Annotated in this window: 19 protein-coding genes and 1 pseudogene; 10 read left to right on the top strand and 10 right to left on the bottom strand. The window is 45.6% G+C overall.

The annotated features are described in order from the left end of the window. Window positions 1–22 precede the first annotated feature (22 nt). The gene (locus GJR95_RS25655; RefSeq protein WP_162388574.1) at window positions 23–406 is read left to right on the top strand and encodes a RidA family protein; all 384 of its coding nucleotides are present in this window, start codon (window positions 23–25) and stop codon (window positions 404–406) included. Window positions 407–943: 537 nt separating this feature from the next. Here GJR95_RS25655 and GJR95_RS25650 read toward each other — a convergent pair. From GJR95_RS25650 to GJR95_RS25630, 5 genes are all read right to left on the bottom strand, one after another. Further along, window positions 944–1,585, bottom strand: coding sequence for a hypothetical protein (locus GJR95_RS25650; RefSeq protein WP_232540864.1), 642 nt, complete (start codon window positions 1,583–1,585; stop codon window positions 944–946). A gap of 624 nt (window positions 1,586–2,209) precedes the next feature. Then, a complete protein-coding gene (locus GJR95_RS25645) occupies window positions 2,210–3,661 on the bottom strand; it encodes an erythromycin esterase family protein (RefSeq protein WP_162388573.1) in 1,452 nt (483 codons plus the stop codon). Between the two features lie 309 nt (window positions 3,662–3,970). Beyond that, window positions 3,971–4,564 (bottom strand): DapH/DapD/GlmU-related protein, encoded by a 594-nt coding sequence (locus GJR95_RS25640; protein ID WP_162388572.1) that lies wholly within the window; start codon window positions 4,562–4,564, stop codon window positions 3,971–3,973. Between the two features lie 58 nt (window positions 4,565–4,622). Further along, window positions 4,623–5,723: an alpha/beta hydrolase gene (locus GJR95_RS25635; protein WP_162388571.1), complete on the bottom strand. Its 1,101-nt coding sequence runs from the start codon at window positions 5,721–5,723 to the stop codon at window positions 4,623–4,625. 28 nt (window positions 5,724–5,751) lie between these two features. Beyond that, window positions 5,752–6,231: a cyclophilin-like fold protein gene (locus GJR95_RS25630; protein ID WP_162388570.1), complete on the bottom strand. Its 480-nt coding sequence runs from the start codon at window positions 6,229–6,231 to the stop codon at window positions 5,752–5,754. Between the two features lie 195 nt (window positions 6,232–6,426). Here GJR95_RS25630 and GJR95_RS25625 point away from each other — a divergent pair, with 195 nt between their 5' ends. After that, a complete protein-coding gene (locus GJR95_RS25625; protein WP_162388569.1) occupies window positions 6,427–7,314 on the top strand; it encodes a helix-turn-helix domain-containing protein in 888 nt (295 codons plus the stop codon). A 134-nt stretch (window positions 7,315–7,448) separates the two neighbouring features. Here GJR95_RS25625 and GJR95_RS25620 read toward each other — a convergent pair whose 3' ends face one another. Then, window positions 7,449–7,712 carry a hypothetical protein gene (locus GJR95_RS25620; protein WP_162388568.1) on the bottom strand — a complete coding sequence of 88 codons (264 nt, stop codon included), beginning with the start codon at window positions 7,710–7,712 and terminating at the stop codon, window positions 7,449–7,451. Between the two features lie 221 nt (window positions 7,713–7,933). On the opposite strand from GJR95_RS25620, the gene GJR95_RS25615 reads away from it, so the two are divergent. Together GJR95_RS25615 and GJR95_RS42975 are read left to right on the top strand one after the other, a co-directional pair. After that, on the top strand, window positions 7,934–8,200 hold the full coding sequence (locus GJR95_RS25615) for a hypothetical protein (protein ID WP_162388567.1): 267 nt from the start codon (window positions 7,934–7,936) through the stop codon (window positions 8,198–8,200). 270 nt (window positions 8,201–8,470) lie between these two features. Then, window positions 8,471–9,289: pseudogene (locus GJR95_RS42975) on the top strand (IS982 family transposase). 66 nt (window positions 9,290–9,355) lie between these two features. Here the strand turns inward: GJR95_RS42975 and GJR95_RS25605 are convergent. The 3 genes from GJR95_RS25605 to GJR95_RS25595 all read right to left on the bottom strand — a co-directional run bounded on the left by GJR95_RS25605 (window position 9,356) and on the right by GJR95_RS25595 (window position 11,262). Next, a complete protein-coding gene (locus tag GJR95_RS25605) occupies window positions 9,356–9,598 on the bottom strand; it encodes a hypothetical protein (protein ID WP_162388566.1) in 243 nt (80 codons plus the stop codon). Between the two features lie 666 nt (window positions 9,599–10,264). Beyond that, the gene (locus GJR95_RS25600; protein ID WP_162388565.1) at window positions 10,265–10,405 is read right to left on the bottom strand and encodes a hypothetical protein; all 141 of its coding nucleotides are present in this window, start codon (window positions 10,403–10,405) and stop codon (window positions 10,265–10,267) included. A 509-nt stretch (window positions 10,406–10,914) separates the two neighbouring features. Further along, on the bottom strand, window positions 10,915–11,262 hold the full coding sequence (locus GJR95_RS25595) for a nuclear transport factor 2-like protein (protein WP_162388564.1): 348 nt from the start codon (window positions 11,260–11,262) through the stop codon (window positions 10,915–10,917). 343 nt (window positions 11,263–11,605) lie between these two features. On the opposite strand from GJR95_RS25595, the gene GJR95_RS25590 reads away from it, so the two are divergent. Together GJR95_RS25590 and GJR95_RS25585 are read left to right on the top strand one after the other, a co-directional pair. Continuing rightward, complete coding sequence (locus tag GJR95_RS25590; RefSeq protein WP_198424744.1) at window positions 11,606–12,550, top strand: CHAD domain-containing protein; 945 nt, start codon at window positions 11,606–11,608, stop codon at window positions 12,548–12,550. A 3-nt stretch (window positions 12,551–12,553) separates the two neighbouring features. Then, window positions 12,554–13,033, top strand: a complete 480-nt coding sequence (locus GJR95_RS25585) for a CYTH domain-containing protein (RefSeq protein WP_162388562.1) — start codon at window positions 12,554–12,556, stop codon at window positions 13,031–13,033. A gap of 325 nt (window positions 13,034–13,358) precedes the next feature. On the opposite strand, the gene GJR95_RS25580 is transcribed toward GJR95_RS25585, so the two are convergent. Beyond that, on the bottom strand, window positions 13,359–14,366 hold the full coding sequence (locus tag GJR95_RS25580; RefSeq protein ID WP_162388561.1) for an IS110 family RNA-guided transposase: 1,008 nt from the start codon (window positions 14,364–14,366) through the stop codon (window positions 13,359–13,361). Between the two features lie 370 nt (window positions 14,367–14,736). Here GJR95_RS25580 and GJR95_RS25575 point away from each other — a divergent pair, with 370 nt between their 5' ends. The 4 genes from GJR95_RS25575 (at window position 14,737) to GJR95_RS25560 (ending at window position 20,514) form a co-directional block, all read left to right on the top strand. Continuing rightward, the gene (locus GJR95_RS25575) at window positions 14,737–15,186 is read left to right on the top strand and encodes a sugar 3,4-ketoisomerase (RefSeq protein WP_162388560.1); all 450 of its coding nucleotides are present in this window, start codon (window positions 14,737–14,739) and stop codon (window positions 15,184–15,186) included. A gap of 242 nt (window positions 15,187–15,428) precedes the next feature. After that, window positions 15,429–16,043 (top strand): RNA polymerase sigma-70 factor, encoded by a 615-nt coding sequence (locus tag GJR95_RS25570; protein WP_162388559.1) that lies wholly within the window; start codon window positions 15,429–15,431, stop codon window positions 16,041–16,043. A gap of 112 nt (window positions 16,044–16,155) precedes the next feature. Beyond that, window positions 16,156–17,223, top strand: a complete 1,068-nt coding sequence (locus GJR95_RS25565) for a FecR family protein (RefSeq protein WP_162388558.1) — start codon at window positions 16,156–16,158, stop codon at window positions 17,221–17,223. A gap of 147 nt (window positions 17,224–17,370) precedes the next feature. Then, window positions 17,371–20,514, top strand: coding sequence for a SusC/RagA family TonB-linked outer membrane protein (locus tag GJR95_RS25560; RefSeq protein WP_162388557.1), 3,144 nt, complete (start codon window positions 17,371–17,373; stop codon window positions 20,512–20,514).

Here is a 20,514-nt window from a genome sequence, read left to right as displayed (position 1 = left end):
CGATGGTCAAATCACAAAAAACATGGCAGAAAGGCGAAATTTTAACACGACTAAAGCTCCACAGATGAGCAAAGTGTTTCCCCAAGCAGTGCTGGCGGACAAATTTATTTTTTTATCTGGAACGCCTGGTTTAGATAGTAGGTCCGGCCAAGTCGTTAGTGATGATTTTGAGGATCAAACCCGACAATGTTTTCAAAATATCAAAATTATTTTGGAAGAAGCGGGAAGCGACTTAAGCAAAGTGGTGAAGACGACCATCTTTATGGTAGCACATAATGATTTTAGTGTTATCAATAAAGTGTATACTGAGTTTTTCCCTGATAATCCCCCGGCACGTAGCACACCTCAGGTGATGCCTTTTCCGGCTGGCATTTTAATTTCGGTTGAATGTATAGCTCTCCAATAGAGAATTCTCTGGGAGAGCTATAAACGGCTTTAGCGGCATTATCAGTTTTCGTACGTTCTTACTGAACGAGCGAAAAAGATTACCTATAACTGCATTTGGATTGCCTCAAAGCCCACGTTTTCCATGAAATTGATTTCTTGCTTCCTAGGAAAGTACGATAGGTAATATCGCAAGAAACGCCCATTTTGTGAAGCAGACGCATGAACGATCCATCGGCGCAACCTTGGGCGGTTTCTTCTGTCAACGCGAAGTTGGACGTTGAAGCCTTGGAACCGAATCATTTAGGCATTTGGCCTGCCGACCGTAATCCGCCCAACGAACCCAAAGCTTACCCTATTTGGACGTGCGACTTGTCACACGAAGCCCAACAAACACACCTTCCCCGCTTTTTATAGCCGCACCCAATGGTTTCGGGCTTTGCGGTCGGGTTTCAGAGCACAAAACGGTCAACCAGAGCTGAACTTGAAGTGAAGCACAATGCTTCAAGGTTGCACCGCAACGGGGGATAGTGTCCGCCCATCTGATGCAAAACCCGGGTTAGCGGTTCGTTGCCTGCATTTTTTGTCCGCCTGGTTTAAGTTGCTCAAAGTCGTTCTGTTTGGTAAAATACTCCAGTCCTAAAACTAATAACATTGAACTGATGAAAGAAATCTTCTGCATTAGGGCCAATAATCCCCAATCGCCTGAACCATATAAGTATAAGGTATAGTAAAAAGTCAATAAGCAAATGATACAGGAAAATTTAAGCAAATGAAGCTTTGTCTTTAGGAGATATACAGTAATATAAAATAAACCAATCAAGAACAAAGTGCTCGATATGATTACCATTATGTCGTGCAAGGGCGTTGCGATTAAGGAAGTAAATAGTATGTTGACAGCGCCTATCATTTTTAAGATAGTACAAGTGTGTCTTTCAGAAATCTTTTTTGCCATATTGATAAAAAAAACTCCATAACCAACCGAGTGGAATGTCATTCCAATGAGTGCCCAAATTCTGGACGGGTTCTCTGAACCATTTATCGCTATTGCTGCAAACAAGTTGCTAAAAAAATTTTTCGACCAGTCAAACCCTGTAGAATTTATATCAAGCAATGAGCCGCCAGGATAAACTAAGGTTGCTATTACTATAAAAATCACAGAATTGACCAGGCATATCAAAACAGAATATTTCTTAATCACTTGCTTACGTGTTAAATTTTCTATTGGTCGCCTTCTAACAACCTGTCTGACCGGGGCAGTTGTGCTGTCGGCGTAAGGTTGACTGGCAAACCCGAACCTGGTCAGCCGGGGTGTTGGGCTTGTCGACCGAAATCTGGAAATGAAAGCCTAAACCTGACCTTATCGGCTTGTAACCTGTCGACCGAAACGCTGAAATACAGACACTTTATGGATGAACACCCAACAAGTTATTGTACGCAAACTCTCGGAATTACATTCCGCTCCGAATCAGGCATAGTGAGTTCTGCGAGTTTTTAACAGAATGGGTTAAAGGGCTTTAAGGTGCAAAGAATTATCCAAAAATGCATCTTATCAACAGTTGAACGGTGAAATCATTTACCGGTCGATTGTAGGGGGTAATAGGTTTTCATCTTGTGTTAGTCACGATTTGGCCTACCATTTTCTTCGCCTAATTTACCGTATTGTAAAACGCCCAATTATTGAGCAGACACATGAAGATGAAACCTTTGTCTCAAATTGGAGCAATTTCTAAGAATAAGTAGCTGCTAGTTACAGGATCCTATTGAGTAATCAATCTTTCTGGCCAAGTCGTGATTAGTTCAAAACAAGCTCATGCTGATTGGGTTACTTGGTCAAATAAGTGGTATGCACCGATTCTGCCTGATAAACGATTAGGTCAAAATGATTCTTTATCCTGATTTCTGCAAACTGAGTCGTTTCCTGGGGTCTTGAGCCGATGGACCGAAAACCGGCCGACTGGTTCAGGATCGGAATCGCACCCGTTGTTCTTAGATCCAGCAAAAAATTGGGGTAATCGCTTTTTGAAAAGAAATATTCGTAGGTGCCAACGTAAGGAGGATGAACCTCATAATACGGTTCCGGCCCGTAAGCCGAATAAGTACCCCTACCATACGTAAAGCCAACGGCCAGATAATCCTTTCCGTAGTGACGATGTAGGAAATCGCCCATCTTGCCACTGGATTTGGTTACGTGTGTATTGTCTGCCGAGACAATGATTTTACAAGCCGGTTGGCAAGTGCTTAAGAATCCTTCAATGGCCCTGGCCATCTGTTCATCCCGACTTTTGGTTTTATCCGCAAGGATGGGTCTGTCAAAACCCCGAAATTCGACCTTTTGACGAGCCGTTTTATTGTAGGTGAACAGCCATTGGATGATAGCCATCATCTCCTTAGTCTGCCAACTTTTGTAGCTTAGATTTTTAGCTACTTCCTGCCGTGTTCCCTTGCCATTGAGCAGGTAGTCATTGATCCGGTCGGCTTCCAGCATGGGCATTTCCAAGGCAAAAACGGTAAAGCCAGCTTGTTCTACCAGGTGTTTCACCAAGCGGAGTTTCAATTGGTAAATAGAGGCTGAACCATGAGAGTTTTCGCCAAGGGCTACGATTCGGGCACGGCCAATTAAGCGCTTGAGCGGAGCCAAATCGTTGCTTCGGGACTGGGGGTCAATTGACTGGATCGGAATGGCTTTTTTGTTCAAGGCTTGTAGTTCCGATCGGGTAGGTTCCTTAAAATCAGGGGCACCGTTACCCTGTTGGCGTCCATCGATTTTAATGCTTATTGCATCAATCCAGTACTCGCCAGTACCTTCAGCGGAGAGTGCGACCAACAACCGATCGGATGAATAATTGACGGGAAATGAAGCCTGATGAGCAACCACTTTCCAGGTCTTGTCTGCTGAAATGATCGATTCGGAAGCAATTGGGCTACTGGTGGAGGGATTATGAAACAGCAAACGGGCCTGAAGCGAATCGGATTGAGCGAATTTTACATATCCCTCCAGGGTCACCGTTTTCCCCGCGATGAGTTTAGCTGGAATGGGTACAAACAAAAAGACTTGCGCATTTTTCAAGACCAGGTGTAAGCTTCTGTGTCCGCTATACGTGGTTGTACTATCGAGTTGAGCCGAATAGTTTTCCCCTTCCCCTTCAATGGACCAGATTCGAGGCTGGGCTTTGTAGAGGCCATATTCGAAGTCCAGATTCCAAAAGTTTTGTGGGTATCCCCTGAAAGGAAGAAGAGTGCCTAAGCCGACCAAAAATAGAAAACAGGTTTTCATAGGCTAAACAGACCGTGTCTTGAGTGAGGCTGATTAATTGACAATTCATGAGACAGGTGTTGAACCGGGCGGGTTACAAAAATTTTAGTACGTGTGAAAGGCGCGACTTCACCTGAGACGATGCCCTGCCAATATGTTCATGTAACGCCCTGATTTTCCATCTTGCCCAATGCCAATTTTTGAAGCAGATGTATGTATTGTTATTTTGTCTCACGTGGGAGCATTTAATGAGAATACATCCTTATTCGTTAGAACACAGACGAATAAGGACGTATTAGAATAAGGTCGGAAACTAAATCCCTTTCGTTTTCAAAGTGACTTAATGACCTTGGCCGGAATCTCCCCTACGATTGTATTTGGTGGGACATCTCGACTAACTATGGCTCCGGCTGCCACAATTGAATTTTCGCCAACCGTAACGCCGGGAAGTATTGTCGCCCCGGCACCAATCCAGGCATTGCGTTTGATAACAACCGGCTTAGGAATCAGTGTTTGACGATCACCAGGATCTAATGGATGGTTTTCCGAGGTAAGATTGACACGGGGACCGATCTGTACATCGTCTTCAATAATGATGCCGCCAATATCCAAAAAAGAGCAGGCATGGTTGATAAACACATGCTTGCCAATATAAATGGACCGGCCAAAGTTGGTGTAAAAGGGTGGGAAGATCGTTGTTGATATATCGATCTGGCTACCAATAATTTTACTCAACTGATTCCGTACCTGATCAACGTCGGTAGCTGTGGCATTCATCTGGACACATAACCGGATCGCACGCGAAACCACTTCAGCAAATCTGCTGTACGCTGGGTCATCTTTTCGTAAAAGCTCTCCCGCACGTAGCCGCTCGAAAATGTCTGTGCTAGCTGCTGGCAGTTTATTCAATTCCTCTCTCATCATCTTTGGATAGGTGCCTATCTGTTATTATCGGCTTTCTGACAACTCTTAAGCCAACAAGTTACTTGTTTGTGCCGCCAACCAGGCTGACTTTTTCTTTCAGCTTGGTGTCCTTTAAATACTTCGTAAAGAACGAAGTGAGTTTATCAAAAGGGATCATGTCTGTCCTATCGTATAAATCAATGTGCCGGGCTTTGGGAACAATATAGAGTTCTTTAGGCTCAGCCGCCTGTTTGTAGGCATCCTCACTGAAATAGCGGGAATGGGCATTTTCACCGATGACAAATAAAACAGGTCGGGGTGAAATGGTTTCAATATAGTTCAGCAAGGGAAAGTTCATAAAAGCCAGGCTGCTGGTTTTGGTAAAGGCACCAATTGAATTCGGATGATGTCCCCGTTTCATGCCATAGTACTCAAAGAACTCACTGGCAATTGGGTCCAGGCCTGCTGGTATAGTAGTTACCGGTTCGCCTGGGAAGGATAGTGTTAATTCGGGTGTACCGTTGTCAACGTCTTTCCATCGCTGCTCGGCGAGTTGGTCAAGGGTCGTATTCCGTTGTTCGGCGGTCATACTATTCATCCATCCGTTTCGCATAACCCCGCTCATATCGTACATACTGGTAGTCGCCACTGCTTTAATCCGATGATCAATCTGAGCCGCTTTCAGTGCAAAACCACCACTGCCACAAATACCAATAGCGCCAATTTTGGCCCGATCAACAAAGGGACGGGTGCCTAAAAAATCGACACCAGCACTGAAATCTTCGACGAACACATCCGGCGATGAAACGTGTCTGGGTTCTCCGCCACTTTCCCCATTATAAGATTCATCAATCGCCAGGGCAATAAATCCCTGTTCGGCCATGTTTTGCGCATAGATGCCTGCCCCTTGCTCTTTAACGCCACCATACGGTGTACCAATGACAACGGCAGGGTACTTTTTAGCCGCATCCATATTTTTGGGTGTATACAAATGAGCGGCAATGGTAATACCGTATCGATTTTTGTATTGAACGTTTTGCTTGGTAACCTGATCGCTCAGGGTGAAGGTTAAATAGTCTGACTTCACTGTTTTCTGTTTTGTTTGAGATGATAAACCTTGACTGAATGCCTGCCCAATCATCAATAGGGACGTAGCTAAAAATAGGGTTAGTCGTTTCATGTTGTTATTCATGTAGAGTGATACAGAGTTACTCCAACTCAAAGGTGACCGTAACATTTCCCGAACCCGGAGCGGTTGCCAGCCCCTCCGAATTATCGACATGCCCTAGCTTGGTATAGCTGTAGGTCGTTTGAAATGGCTCATAGAAAAGCACCAACGTAGTAGAACCATACAGCATCAAATCACCGGTTTGAATCGCTCTGGGGTTAGCTGCGTTCGTCGGCAAAGGAGCTGGCAGTTCAGCGTACTTTTCATTTCGATTCAGCTCGTTCATCGAAAGAGTGATCGGCAATCTGGTTTTGAAGGCGGTTACTGTGGCATTGTTCAGCAAAGTCGCTGTAAAGGTGTAGGAGCCAACCTGGATACGTAGCCGATTGGAGGAATTATTATTACCGGTACTGTCTAGCCTAATCGGTTTGTCTTCTGCCATTGGGATATCCGTTTTGCAAGCCATACTGCCTACAAAAAATAGCAGGAATGGAATGAAAAATAACTGGTTTCGTTTCATAGTCGTTGACCGTTATAGGCCTCATAAACAGGAATTTATTTCGCCTTCTAAGAAACCCACCACAAAATTATCAGGTGTAACATCGTCGCTTTTATACATTTTACGGTTTTACCTACCACTTTTACTGACAGGGCTGTGAGGCACTGTTTTAAGCAATAGATTTGATTAAAAAATCGGGACGCCGAACCGTAAGCAATGATTGTCTACGACACCATAAAAAAATACGCGGATGCTTTTAACAATAAAACCCAGCACCCGCTCATCAGTTTGGTCGATTTAGATCAGTCCAAGCCGTTAAAACGGGAGAAATTTACGCTGAGTTTTTATGCCGTTATCCTGAAAGAAACCCTCTGCGGAGACATTCGGTATGGCAACCAGTATTATGACTATGCTGAGGGAACGCTGGTCTTTTTTGGACCTGGCCAAATCATTAGCAATGAACCGGAAGGCGAAGAGCATCAGCCTTATGGGAAGGCGCTCATCTTTCATCCTGACTTAATCAAAGGCACCAGCTTAGGCAAGCAGATTCATCAGTACTCTTTCTTCAGTTATCAATCCCATGAAGCCTTACATCTTTCCAATAAAGAACGAGACGTTGTGATGGCTTGTATTGGCAATATCGTTACCGAGATCAGCCAGAATATTGACCGTCACAGTAAGGAGTTGATTATAGCCAATCTGGAATTATTGCTGAAATACTGCTCCCGTTTTTACGACCGGCAATTTATCACCCGTGGGCATGTCAATCATGGTCTCCTTGAACAGTTTGAAGAGAAACTAACCGGGTATTTACTAGGCGATAAGCTGAAAACAGATGGTGTGCCAACGGTAGCCTACTTTGCCAATGAGTTACACCTTTCGCCCAACTACTTTGGTGATTTAATCAAAAAAGAGACTGGGAAATCGGCCCTAGAGTACATCCAGCTTCAGTTGATTGATTTGGCGAAAGAGCGGATTTTTGATATCAGCAAATCCGTTAGTGAAATATCATATGAATTAGGCTTCAAATACCCCCAGCATTTTACACGCTTTTTTAAGCAAAAAGTAGGGATTTCACCCATTGAGTATAGAGGCTTGAATTAAAGGCTTATAAAACGCCTGATTTAAAAAGCAGATACATGATTATTCCTTCGTCTCACTTGGGAGGGTTTTGAGAGAATAAGTTACTTGCGGTTACAATTCATACAGCAGAAATGTGTTGCTCCATTGGAAGCTGGTTAATCTAACGGATATGTCGAGGGTCTATTCGGACGATTCGAGTAGGCAAATGAACTATTGATTTCCGCCGATCCGAGCATTTTTCCAGTAACTTTTGCGGTAGGTTTCAAAGCCCCGACGTACTTCAGTCGGATATGTTCGGAAGAATTTGGCATGTCCTCAGCCAAATTCCGGCTTTTGCAATAATCCTCCACCTTTTTGACATAATCCTCCACCGCCTTCTGCCTGCCGTCAGCTAGACTTGCGGGGCGGTTCTGCTTCATTTCGGTTAGTCCGTTTCGATTGCCCGAAGCGGCTTTCCCGATGCCCATAGACTCGCTTAACACTACCCCCTAGCTACCATGCTGAACATTTTCGTTACATCCTTTTCTCAACCAACTGTCAGACGCTACCTAGGCCGCGCACGAATTGATCCGCTTATCACCAATAACTAAACCGTTAATCTAGTACAAATCAATAATTTCCATTTTAAAACCAAAAAATCATGGCAACAATCATCGCTCGTCACCAAGTAGGAGACATTACTATCTGGCTCGCAGGTCATCAGGAGCGGGTAGATACATTTGCTCCTGTTGCAACCATTTTAAATGAATTTCAGGATATGGATAATCCCAATTCAGTGCTTCTATTAATAGAAGCAACGGACATGGAAAAGTTTGGTGCAATGGTCAATGACCCCGCCAATGCTGATTTGAAAGACAGGCACACGGTCATAGAACCCATTATTATCTCGTTACCCATCGGTGGATGAGCTTGAATCCTTATCCATGAAAACGCAAAGCCCGGCTGTTGTCGCAACGGCGCACCGTCTGGGCTTTGTGTTTTTAATGGAATGTTTTTTAGATCATGCACTCATAACTATAACTGTTGGTTAATTGCCACATCTTTGCAGCCCAGGGTACATATACAACAACTTTATCGCCTAGCTCAACTTTACTACTTAATTCAAGTCGCGAGATAGTAGGCTCTGCCAGTCGATGCGGTATTTTTGAAGTATCTGACGCTTCAAACCCCTCATCTCATGACTGACAAGGCCATTGCAATCTACTGCTTTTTGGATGACTTTTTCAAGGCTGGTTCACCTCTAGAAGCTACCCATTGTAAACTCAATGATGCCGAAATTGCTACAACAGCACTACTGGCTGCCTTATTTTTTTTATGGTAATCAAGCCTCTGCTATGAAGTATAGGCAAGAACAGCATGGGCTGAAAATGATCCATAAATCAGGATTTAACCGGCGTATCCACCGGCTCGAAGCTCGGTTGGTCGCCGTCTTTCAGGCCTTGGGCATTACCCTTAAAAACCTCAATCTCAGTAGCCGTCTGCCGGAATTGCCGGATTCCAGTTTGTAAACGGCTGCCAGGCAAAGCCTATCATGGCTACAACGAAGCCAAAAAAGAATATTTCTACAGCTTTAAGATTCAACTCATTGTCGATGAGAACTGCTTACCCGTTGATTACTTCATAGTGGCAGGCAGTTTTGCGGATGTCACGGCCCTTCAATCAATGAGTATTGATCTGCCAGCGGGTAGTGAATTGTATGGTGACAAAGGCTATACCGACTACGACCGGGTCGCCGGAGCGACAGGAGGACTTGTATGCCGAGCATGAAGAGATTTTTCTACGGATTCATCGTAAAAAGAATAGCCACCGCCCCGACGCGGCTTGGGATGTATTTCTGAAGAATCACTTTCGCAAACCGATCGAAGGAGTTTTTAATCAAATCACGGATTTAATTCCACGCAGTATTCATGCTGTAACCGCCAAAGGTTTCCTCTTGAAAGTGCTTTTGTTCCTTCTTGCCTACACTTTTGATGGACTCACACCAGAGCAGCTATAACACGCAACTTAAATTAACTAAATGAAACTGACCTAATCATAAAGCTCCAACCAATGGAGCTCTTGGTTAATCCGTAAATTTTAGTGGAGTTACTAATCGCCATTCTGACTCCGGATTTTTGCGTTCAAACATAATGTTGAAGGCGAACTCTGTATTTTCTGCCTTAATCTCGGTCAGCTTGTGTCCGTCTGGCTGCTGCTCCTGATTAAGCTGTTTATACAGGGCTACTTTATAACGGGTACTTCGGATTTTCATCTGGTTAAGACGCTGGGTTAATTCCTGGGAAAAGCGTAATGAGATTGAATGCATGCTTATTGATTGATCGATCCTTTATTGTATCCCTAAAACGAGAGATAGCACTCCTAAAGTCTTCCTGTTAAATCCGATTTACCTAAATAAAATTAAACTATATAATTAGTTAATCGTGTTAATGTTTTAAAGAAGAGCAAACAAATGTCAATCTGCCCTAAGACACCAGTTTTAACTCAGGTTACTAAGTGGTACAGATCGACAATATTGAGGGTTACTGTACTAATAATTTATTAACCTACAAGTCAAAAATCTAACGAACTAGAGGCTTCAAAACCAACCCATTGCCTCTTGGTGTGTTCCGTCATTTGATTAATGAGCTGATTAACTTACTGGCTGGTAATAGCCAATATGTTCACCTAAGGCAGCAGCTGCTGTTTATCCTCGTGGTGCTTCTTTTCTTAATCGCTGCCTATATTTTTGTTTACTCCTGCTTTCAGATTGACTGACGAAGGGGTGTAATCGACGGGAGGTTATGTCGGTCTTTTGAGCTGCCCTAAAACGAATAAGGTGGCTCCCGGTATTGACCCGTTTTGATCCACTGCATAACGTCCTGTTGGGTTTGTATGCAGGGCTGCAATCGATTAGGACGGAGAATGTTCGGATTGAATAGCAACGAGCCAAAGTGACCTGATAGTGAAGGTGCCGATCCGGATAATACTCAATTTATAGCTCAGCATTGGCTTTCAAGGAAGTTGACTGGCTTGACAGAATCAATCCCGTATTGGGCGTCTGGCCATTGACTTTATGAACCAAATAGTTCAGCAGTACGGGGTATGCAGCCTCGGACTCAGTTTTTGAGCTCATGAAACGGATCGTTCGTCATCAGAAAGTGTTGCTAATAGGTCAGCGATCAGACAATCGCTGTTTAGGCAAAGATAACGAATAAATAAGCTTAGAACTTTTTGATAGTCGAGCACTTTGTTATTCTGGTAGAAGTATTCCACCTCCAAACGGCTATACCCTAAATCAAAACGCTCGGCCAAAAATGGCTGGGCGTTTTGATTTAGGATATAGGGGTTATTGCTTTGGGGCAACGATACTAATCCATTTTTTTATGGCTTTAGTGTAGGTAACATTCGACCCCGTAGGTGCAATGTAGGTATGGCGCTGGCGTTTGTATGCGCGAATCTATCCCCTGCGTGAGTTGTGCAACGGCGGACAGTAGCCACAAGGATTTGATGAGACCATGTAACTTGTTGCGACAAACATTCATTAAGAAAATTTGTCAGTTGACGTTGTGTCAATCACACTCCCAACGAATGTAGTCGTTGTTGGAAAACAGCACTGATTTTGCTATACAGAAATAAATCTTCCTATTCGTTCACTTCAATAGTGTAGGAGGTTATTTCAGCCAGTTTCCCATTCTCAAAACGATACCAATCACAGGAGGCCACCTTCGTACGCAACTGTTCGCCGTCTGCGTAAGTAGATAAACTGTCGATCACTATATCGTTCTCCGTAGAAAGTATTAAAAATTTATCGAACGTAGTGGTGACCGTTTTCAGATAAGCCGATGATTGTTCACACGCAGCAATGATGCTTTGCGTTCCAGTTAGCAGCTGGCTGCCAATTAGGTTCCACTGAATTGTTTCCGATAAGTACGGATAAGTACTCACAAAGTCATGCCGGGAAAAAGCTTCGGCAATTTGTTGAATGGTCATGTCCATAAGATGGTGTTGTTTATCTAGAGTCAAAAATAGCCAGATTGACCGGCTTTCTGGACGTGTAAAAACGACAACGTAAGGGGCCGACTGCGACATTTGCTAAGATTGCCGCTGGTCTATCAGGTGATTTTTAGTGCCCTTCCTTTTCAACCCTATATCCCTCGTCCGGAGCCTCTCCTGCCCGCCTTTTCCAGTCAGCAGGAGGTTATCCATTGGCTCAAATACGGTCGGGATCAATTCAATCCATTAAGCTTAAGACGTTGCTGTCGATTGATGATAAATCCAATCGTCCGTTTATTTGTTTAACACCTATCGGATGACAAAAACAAGCTTGTGTCAAATGGGATATGTATTTCAACCGAATCAATCAATTGCCGTCAATCTGAATCGGATATTGTCGGAGCAACTAGAGAAAGCCCTTGAGTCGTTAGAAAACCCAGGTCAGGAAAAAGAGGAAACGATTCACGATGTGCGGAAACGAATCAAAAAGATTCGATCACTTTTTCGATTGGTCAGAAGCGACCTTAAGAAGAAAGACTTCAAACGGCAAAATAAACAGTATCGAACGATCGCCCATCTGATTTCTCCCGTCAGAGATGCCACAGTCATGTGTAAAACACTGGAAAAGCTTCAACAGACTTATCCCGATCGGATTTCTTCCAGCCAGTACGCTGCCCTCAAAAAAGCATTGGTTAACAGGCAACATCAAGTATCCAGCCAATTTTTTGAAGTGACAGCAACTCTTCAAACGGTGGCTGATGGGTTGCGGCAGGCTCACCTGAAGGCGCCTGAGCTTTGCCAACGCTGCACTGGCTTTTCCGTTCTTAGGCCCAACCTAAAAACGATGTACCGTCAGGCACGCAAAGCATTGCAAGTCGCTGCTCGTCGTCCTAGTAGTGATCATTATCATGAATTACGAAAAGAAGTAAAAACGATTGGGTATCATACCCGATTACTCGAACCCATCTGGCCGGAGCTGCTGGAGGCCTATTCAAGCGAATTAAAACAGCTGGGAGAGCTGTTAGGTGATGATCATGACTGTGGAGTGCTGGCCGAGGAAATCGAGACTGGAAGGATAGCATTGAGAGCCAAAAAAGCACGGGAAACGGTTTTACAACTGCTCGATGAACAACGGACGACGTTACAGCAACAGATTCACCCTTTAGCCAACCGGCTATTTGCCGAGAAAGCCGGTGAACTGGTGGGCAGGTACTGTCAGTACTGGAAACTCTGGCAGACCGAGACCAGGTATGACCCCGCCTTAGAACACCTTCAAACCGTTTAAGCCATGGGCATCGAAATCGAACGAAAGTTTCTGGTCAAAGGAACCGATTGGAAGCAGGTAGGCAAGGGTCAGTTTTACCAGCAAGGCTATCTGAGTAACCATCCCGATCGGACGGTTCGGGTTCGACGGGTGGATGATCAGGGCTACATAACCATTAAAGGCAAGACATCGGGGGCCAGTCGGAGTGAATATGAATACCCAATTCCCATTGAGGATGCCCTGGAGATGCTCCATGAGCTCTGTGAAAAGCCAATCATTGTGAAGGTTCGCTACCGGATTCCGTATGAGGGGTTGGTTTGGGAAGTTGATGAATTTCAAGGGGAAAATCAGGGCATGGTCGTGGCGGAGGTCGAATTAAGCTCTGCTGATCAGACTATATCCCTGCCTGACTGGGTCGGCCAGGAAGTGACCAGCGAGGCAAAATATTATAACGCGAATCTCAGTAAACACCCCTTTCCCAATTGGAGCTCACATAGGGAGTAAGCTTTCCAGAATACCTATCAAAGGCACCTTTATCAGGGTTAGTGTGGCGTTTGGTAAAACAGAACGCGGGTGTGTGCCAAGTTCGAGATTACGGAGATATTGTCATAACCTGACATAGATTACCAGTTTTGGGTAATTGACAACCTATGTTAGGCTAAGGCATCAGCTTAATTGGTTCGGCAAATAAAGGCGCATTCATACAATAGGCGTTCGAATGGATATCTAGTCTGGATTTGCTCATAGCCAACAGATTGATCTTAATTTGATAATTTTCGGCTAACAAGGCTATCCTTTGGCGATGGGTACCTTTAAGGATTTCTATGATTCAAGCAAGGGCGATCGTATAAGTTTTATCATATTTTTTACCTCTCTTGACTACTGCATAGACCCGATGGATGAGTTTGTTGCGTAATGCGTTGATGACCAACATCTTATTCTTGCCCTCGGCCACTTTCCGTTGATAGTACTGCTGAAGGTCGCCCTTGACTTGAAGAGCTGACATAGCTGCCAGATGAAGTAAGGTCTTGAGCGATTTTCGAGCCTGATGATTCACGCGGGTTTTCCTGCGAATGCTACTGCCTGAAGAGTGTTCAAAAGGGGCCACTCCTGCATGGCAGGCTAGCTTTTTGGGGTCGTCAATGGCTTTAAACTCGTCGCTGGCCAGGATCAGTTCAGTCGCTACGACTTGACCGACACCGGGTACGGAGGTCACCAACTCAAAAAGTGATTTCAGAGTAGGGTCATCTGCGATGAGTTGTTTGATGGCTTTTTCAATTCCTTTCAAGTCGCTGACTAGCGCCTTGAGTGAACTACTGCAATGCTGACTTAATTGAGCGGTCAAGCTTTTGTCGCCAAAGCGTTTCTGTTCGGTCAGGGGCACTTTCAATTGACTGATCATACCTTGCAGTCGTTGACGCAGCCGGGTTAACTCGGCTAATTTTTTCATAACAGGGCGGGGCGGTTGCCACAGCCGAAGGCGGTCCCGAAAGCGATACGCATATTCAGCAATCCGTTGCGCATCAACGCTGTCGGACTTGCCTCGCTGTAACCCACTCGCTTGTTTAATGTGTAGGGAAGCCTCCAGCCAAATCGGAAATTGGGCCTGAAAGAGCACTTCTAGGGCATGGGCATTGTAAAGGCCTGTATGCTCCATACAAACTACGCAATTTGTGTTCTTAAAGCATGCCAGCGTCTGGAGTTGTTTAATCACCGCTCGGACAGCCACCGATGAATTCTCCGATTGGGTTTGCCAAACCATTCGCTGGTTAGCATAAACGGCCCAATCTAAAGTGATCTTCGAAACATCAATACCAATGTAATAGCGAATTTCCATGTGGGTACTTAATTTAGAGTTTCCAATCAGACGCTTACTTATCACTCGCTACCTTGCTAATGGATCTGAGAATCCAAATTTCTATTCGAGGTTAAGTAAGAAAGACCGAGCGGGACCTGAATCGGCCCATAGGACGCAAACCTGGCCGGAGACGCTAGGGAAGCCCGCTCGGTTGTCTGTCTGGCAAGCTACCAAATCTTGGTTTCTTACCAGTCCTCAAACCTAAAGGTATTCTATGACCGTAGTTGTTAGGTACTGATTGGTCCCCTTCACTCACGTCAACTGAGGGATCGCGGATCAGTTTAGGTTAAGAAAACGGGAAACGCTGGAACAATTTGTTTCCAGCGTTCTTGCTTATCACGGAGGCCGAATGAATGCTCTAGCAGAAGGAGGAAAAATTGTATCTGGCATGGCTCAAACATTTTTTCGGAACAAAAATCAGGTTGATGAGCCCAACTGGCTTGAATCGGATTGGAAACAACCCCTTAAGCGGTTGTTCTGGATTAACCAGGTTCCCGAATTTGGCTACCGGGGTGGCCATCGGCACCCTTCCTGCCAGATGATGTTACAATGCGTAATCGGTTCTGTTCATGTCTATGTTCAAACCCCGTTCGAAGATCATTTTTATTATTTATCAACACCCCATCATTATTTACTGCTGGCTCCTCAGGACTGGCGCTTTATGTACCGCTTTAGTCCTGATGCCATTCTATTGGTCATGGCAGAAGAACCGTTTGACAGGACTCACTATATTGATGAACCCTATCGACCGGTTAATCTCAATCGCTTGGTACCTATCTCCAGATCAGAAGCAAAGTAGTTTTCAACCTATTTCTTCACTACATGAAACGGGCCCATAATTTTTATCGAAAATCAGTACATAAATCCAGAACGTTTCAGGACTAGATACTACTTCACCTATTAACAATTTTATAAAACGTTACTTATAGACTATTGCTTAAATTTGTATTATATGTAGAAATTCTGATTTAAAGATTTTCATTGCTGCAGGCTTCTATTAGCAGAATGGCAAGATCAAAGTTATACTTATAGATAGTAGTTATGGCGACAAAGCTGCCAGCAAAGTCCGAACTCGAATTAATACACGCGCTCGCCAACAACCAGGTGGAAGCCTTTGACGCCTTCTATCATCAATATAAACAGCCAGTCTACGCCAATATTTTTAAACTGGTGAAGCAACCGGATGCGGCCGAAGACATCCTTCAGGAAGTTTTTTTAGCGCTTTGGGAAAACCGGTATATTATTCACCAGGACAAATCGGTAGCGGGCTGGCTGTTTGTTGTTAGCTATAACAAAGCGCTATCCTACCTTAAAAAGAAACTTAAAGAATCGACGGTAGTTACTCAGCAAACCGACCTTCCGGAAACAACGGTTGCGGAAGAACCGCTCGACGAAGATTTTTTCGTTAGCCAGCTCTCGATGATCGAAGCCGCTGTCAGCCAGCTCCCCGCCCGCAAGAAAGAAGTGTTTCAACTGTTGCGCTTCGAAGGCAAGTCCTATGAAGAAGTGGCCGAACGGCTGGGGATTTCCGTTCAATCAGTCAAAGATTACCTCAAACAGGCAACCCGTCAGGTAAAAAAACACATTGAGGAGCAAAATAGATCGTCTCGCGCATCGGCTGTCTCCGTATTAGTATTCGTTATAGACCTCTTATGACGTTTTCGATGCTGGCCTTCAGCCCAATCACTTGCCCCAAAAATTACGCTTAACAATTTGGTAACACAGAAAGGCATCCCCTATTTTTCCCTTCGGTGTATTTAGGGTGTACATGATGCAGGAACTCCACCATATCGTCGAAAAATTCTGGGCGGGAACGGCTACCGAAGCCGAGAAACAACGGCTTTTGCGCCAGTTCATGCAGGACGAGCAAGCCTGGGAGAATTCGTTACATAGTGACTATGACCAGAACTTACAGAGTGACGAAAAACCCTTGACCGACAGGCAATCATCAGTAATTCTGGCACGGCTCCACCGCCAGATTCTTGGTGAAGCGGTAATACGTCCGGTTAGTACCTTCCGACAAAACTGGTTGGCCTGGGCGGCAGCAGCCATGCTGGTGCTGATTGGCGGGTGGCTTTTCTATCAATACAAACCTACTACCACAACTACCGTCGTAGCCAAACCGGAAATTCGCCAACCCTGGCGGTTGACGCACAAAACCAATACCAGTCATTCGGTCATGAACGTAATGTTGGCGGATGGTTCGACGCTGAAGCTCCAGCCGGGTAGTCGTGTTAGTTACTACGAGCCGTTTGGCAAACCATCCCGCAACATCAGCCTAACCGGCGATGCGTTGTTTACGGTAGCTAAAGATCCCAACCATCCGTTTGAGGTGCTGGCTAATGGTTTTACGACAACCGCATTGGGTACCCAGTTCTGGGTACGAGCCAGGGAGTCAGGCCAACTATCGGTCGAGTTACTGGAAGGTCGCGTGGTCGTGCGAGCCACACCCGAAAGCGGTCTGAGCCTGGCCGATGCATACTTAACTCCTGGTCAGGCATTTACGGCTGATAGAACGACGAAGCAGGTACGTATTCGACGGATTGGCGAAGCGAGAACGTCGATCCGTCGACCACCAACCGCCCCATCGGCTCCACCACCGGTTGCGTGGTTGCGATTCAACAAAGAACCGCTGATGAATGTACTGGCCGAAGTTGGAAAACGATATAACGTACAGATTGAGGCCAACCCGGCAGACGTGCAGGGCTTGTCGTTTTCAGGTACGTTTATTCCATCCGACTCATTGCGGGTTGTGCTGGAAGCCGTGTGTTCAATGAACAATTTATCATTCAAACAAGATGCGGATAAGGTAATTATCCGCAAGTCGCCCGAGTAAATCATCGCTAATTTTCTGAACTAGGCCTAACGAACGGCCTACTTAAAAACGCCCTAAAGTAGGGTTACAGTAATCTTTTTGCCTAAAAATGACCAACTGTGTCTTATGAAACACTACGTACATAACTGTAGGAAACAACTAATCCTGATGACGAGCGCTCTACTGATGCTCCTGGCAGGAACAGCAATGGGGCAGCAAACCTCGTTGCTGAAAGGAAAAGTACTTGACGAAAAAGGAGAACCACTCGTTGGCGTTACCGTACTTCTCAACGAACCGGGCAGGTCTGATGCGCGTGGAACCACAACCGATACTGATGGGTTTTTCACCCTCAACAATCTGAAAGCGGGGACAAAGTATAGCTTTACGTTCAGCTACATTGGCTACGAAAAACAACCGATCAACGATTTCCTGATCAACGCTGGCGATAACAATAGCCTGCTGGTCCGGATGAAACTCGAATCCCGCTCGCTCAACGACGCAGTCGTCATTGGTTACGGTGCCCAGTCGAAAGCGAAGATAACGGGGGTTATCTCGCAGGTAAAAGGGCAGGAACTGAATCGATACAACGGTAGTAGTTTTGCCCAACAACTGGCCGGGAAAGCGGCTGGGGTAATCATCAACGATGCTTCCGCGCAGCCGGGTTCGAATCCGCAGATAGTGATTCGCGGCATCGGTACGTTAACAGCCGGACGTAATCCGCTGATTGTGGTCGATGGATTTCCGCTCTCGGAAGGATCCTCGTTTAACTCGATTAATCCGCAGGACATCGAAACGATGGACATCCTGAAAGACCCATCATCAGCCGCCATTTACGGCTCACGGGCTGCTAACGGGGTGGTACTAATTACGACGAAAAAGGGTAAAGCCGAAAAAATGAGTGTATCGCTCGATGCGTACACGGGTATTCAGCAACGTAGTGATAATGTGGAATATGTCGATGCCTATCAGGCAGCTCAATATTTTACCGAAGCCCGAGACTGGGGCTACGTATCGAAAAACCCAGCTAATCGGAGCATCACTGATGACCGCGCCACCCGCATTGCCAAAGGGGCCAGCCTACGCGAACTTCGCCTGAACTATATCCAACCGTGGCTCGACAAGCAGCCCGGCCTGACCAATACGAACTGGCTCAACGAGCTGTTTCGGAATGGGGTGATGAGTAGCTATAACATTGGTATTTCGGGCGGCTCGGCCAGAACGAATTACTATGTATCGCTCAACTACTTCAATCAGCAGGGGATTGTAATCAACAACGGCCTGAAACGATACAGTGGCACAATTAAGGTCGACTCCAGACTGTCAGACAAGTTCGATATGGGCGTAAGCCTTAACCCGTCATATAACTCGCAGAATTTTTTTGACAATAGCGGCAACCAATCGTTCGACCCGATTGCAAACATGTACATCATGTACCCGATGTTTTCGCCTTATAATGCCGATGGGTCACTGGCCATTAGTCAACAAATTATCGCAAACACCCCCGAAGATGGCGCCTTGGGTGAAAACGCTGTGGCGCTGGCGCTAAAAATCAAGAATCAGCGTGACTTTTACCGAACCTTTGGCAATTCGTATCTTGCCTATCAACCTATTGGTGGTCTGACATTCAAGACATTACTGGGAGGTGATCTGGTTAGCAACTACTTTGATTTCTACAATCCATCGGATGTGGGCGGCTACCGGACAGCAGCGCCTAAACCGGCAGTAGCAACCGAAACCCGCGATTTTAACGTCAGTTACCTGTCTGAAAACACGATTACGTATAATCGGCAAATTAAGGATCACAGCATCGACTTGTTAGTGGGGTATACCTTTCAGAAAGAAACGGGAAGCCGTACGTTCATTACGGGTTCGGGCATTGCCGATAACAACATTACGAATATCGGCGGGGCCAGCGCCTTTACGGCATCAGCGACTCGCTATGCCTGGACCCAGGCTTCTTATTTGGCACGTGCTCAGTATGCCTACCTGAACAAATACCTGTTTACCGCCACCATTCGGCGCGATGGATCGTCCCGCTTCGGTGACGACCGGAAATGGGGTAATTTTCCATCCATTACAGGCGGCTGGATTATCAGCAACGAATCGTTTTTTCCGAAAACGAATCTGATTACGTTCGCCAAAATTCGTGGAAGCTGGGGTCAATCGGGTAATAATCAGATTGGTAACTATGGCTCTCAGGCACTAGTCAATGCGGATAGTTATGTGTATGGTAGTACACTTGCCTCTGGTTTTGCGGCTACGACCACACCCAATCCCAACTTGTCATGGGAAGTTAAAACATCGACCAATGTAGGGCTGAATCTGGGCTTGGGAAGCCGTTTTACGGTTGCAGCGGACTATTATTCGTCCATTACCAAAGATTTGCTGCTGGACGTACCAGTGCCGGAGCAATCGGGTTTCAGTTCGTCGATCCAGAATATCGGTCGCATTCAGAACCGAGGGTTTGAACTCGAAGCGAGTGGCACGAACATCAATTTAGGGTCAGTTCAATGGGGTTTTAGTGGAAACATTGCCACCAATGCCAACAAAGTACTGGCGTTGGCTCCCGGTCAGAGTCAAATCATTACGGGGGCTTCGAGCAATTTCCTGACACGAGTTGGCGGTTCTATTGCTGAACTTTATGGCTATAACGTCACAGGTGTGTTTAAAACCGAGGAGCAACTAAACAGCACCCCGAAACTGGCCGGTACGTTGCTAGGTGATTATATTGTGGAAGACCTCAACGGCGATGGTGTCATTGACCTCAACGACCGCAAATCGTTTGGTACGTTCAACCCGAAGTTTACGTACGGTTTCTCCAGCAATTTCGCCTACAAAGGTCTTGAGCTTAGTTTTTCGTTCGTCGGCATTCAGGGACGTAAAATATGGGATACGCAGTTGTCGAATCAGGAAGAAGCAGGCGAAGGATTCGGTGTCCCGAACAAATATTATTTTGAAAATCGATACCACCCCGTCGACAATCCGGATGGTTTTCTGGCACAGCCTAATCTGGGGAACTTCTCGGCGGCCCGGCGCTTGACCCGCGCATCGAACCTATTTTTCAAAGATGCCGATTATCTACGGTTGCGGAATTTGCAAGTAGCTTACAACCTGCCTAAAATGTGGACTTCTGCCGTAAAACTGTCAGGAGCGCGGGTGTACATAACGGCCAACAACCTGGTCACGTTTACCAAATTTCTGGGATTTAACCCCGATGCTACCTCAACCGATAATGTATTAACGAATGGTCTCTCGCAGGCTAATTATCCGGTTGCCAAGTCATTTATTGTCGGTGTAAACGTCAACTTTTAA

It is taken from the genome of Spirosoma endbachense (genome assembly GCF_010233585.1).
Classification (GTDB): Bacteria; Bacteroidota; Bacteroidia; order Cytophagales; family Spirosomataceae; genus Spirosoma; species Spirosoma endbachense.
Note: the sequence above shows the minus strand (reverse complement) of the source record. Positions and strands in the feature narration are given on the sequence as shown.

Excerpts from the sequence above, each read along its gene's own strand:
- GJR95_RS25605 (WP_162388566.1), bottom strand. The coding sequence starts at position 9,598 with ATGCATTCAATCTCATTACGCTTTTCCCAGGAATTAACCCAGCGTCTT.
- GJR95_RS25645 (WP_162388573.1), bottom strand. The coding sequence starts at position 3,661 with ATGAAAACCTGTTTTCTATTTTTGGTCGGCTTAGGCACTCTTCTTCCT.
- GJR95_RS25560 (WP_162388557.1), top strand. The coding sequence starts at position 17,371 with ATGACGAGCGCTCTACTGATGCTCCTGGCAGGAACAGCAATGGGGCAG.
- GJR95_RS25635 (WP_162388571.1), bottom strand. The coding sequence starts at position 5,723 with ATGAAACGACTAACCCTATTTTTAGCTACGTCCCTATTGATGATTGGG.
- GJR95_RS25625 (WP_162388569.1), top strand. The coding sequence starts at position 6,427 with ATGATTGTCTACGACACCATAAAAAAATACGCGGATGCTTTTAACAAT.
- GJR95_RS25595 (WP_162388564.1), bottom strand. The coding sequence starts at position 11,262 with ATGACCATTCAACAAATTGCCGAAGCTTTTTCCCGGCATGACTTTGTG.
- GJR95_RS25590 (WP_198424744.1), top strand. The coding sequence starts at position 11,606 with ATGGGATATGTATTTCAACCGAATCAATCAATTGCCGTCAATCTGAAT.
- GJR95_RS25600 (WP_162388565.1), bottom strand. The coding sequence starts at position 10,405 with ATGAGCTCAAAAACTGAGTCCGAGGCTGCATACCCCGTACTGCTGAAC.
- GJR95_RS25620 (WP_162388568.1), bottom strand. The coding sequence starts at position 7,712 with ATGAAGCAGAACCGCCCCGCAAGTCTAGCTGACGGCAGGCAGAAGGCG.
- GJR95_RS25630 (WP_162388570.1), bottom strand. The coding sequence starts at position 6,231 with ATGAAACGAAACCAGTTATTTTTCATTCCATTCCTGCTATTTTTTGTA.
- GJR95_RS25570 (WP_162388559.1), top strand. The coding sequence starts at position 15,429 with ATGGCGACAAAGCTGCCAGCAAAGTCCGAACTCGAATTAATACACGCG.
- GJR95_RS25615 (WP_162388567.1), top strand. The coding sequence starts at position 7,934 with ATGGCAACAATCATCGCTCGTCACCAAGTAGGAGACATTACTATCTGG.
- GJR95_RS25640 (WP_162388572.1), bottom strand. The coding sequence starts at position 4,564 with ATGATGAGAGAGGAATTGAATAAACTGCCAGCAGCTAGCACAGACATT.
- GJR95_RS25565 (WP_162388558.1), top strand. The coding sequence starts at position 16,156 with ATGATGCAGGAACTCCACCATATCGTCGAAAAATTCTGGGCGGGAACG.
- GJR95_RS25585 (WP_162388562.1), top strand. The coding sequence starts at position 12,554 with ATGGGCATCGAAATCGAACGAAAGTTTCTGGTCAAAGGAACCGATTGG.
- GJR95_RS25580 (WP_162388561.1), bottom strand. The coding sequence starts at position 14,366 with ATGGAAATTCGCTATTACATTGGTATTGATGTTTCGAAGATCACTTTA.
- GJR95_RS25655 (WP_162388574.1), top strand. The coding sequence starts at position 23 with ATGGCAGAAAGGCGAAATTTTAACACGACTAAAGCTCCACAGATGAGC.
- GJR95_RS25575 (WP_162388560.1), top strand. The coding sequence starts at position 14,737 with ATGAATGCTCTAGCAGAAGGAGGAAAAATTGTATCTGGCATGGCTCAA.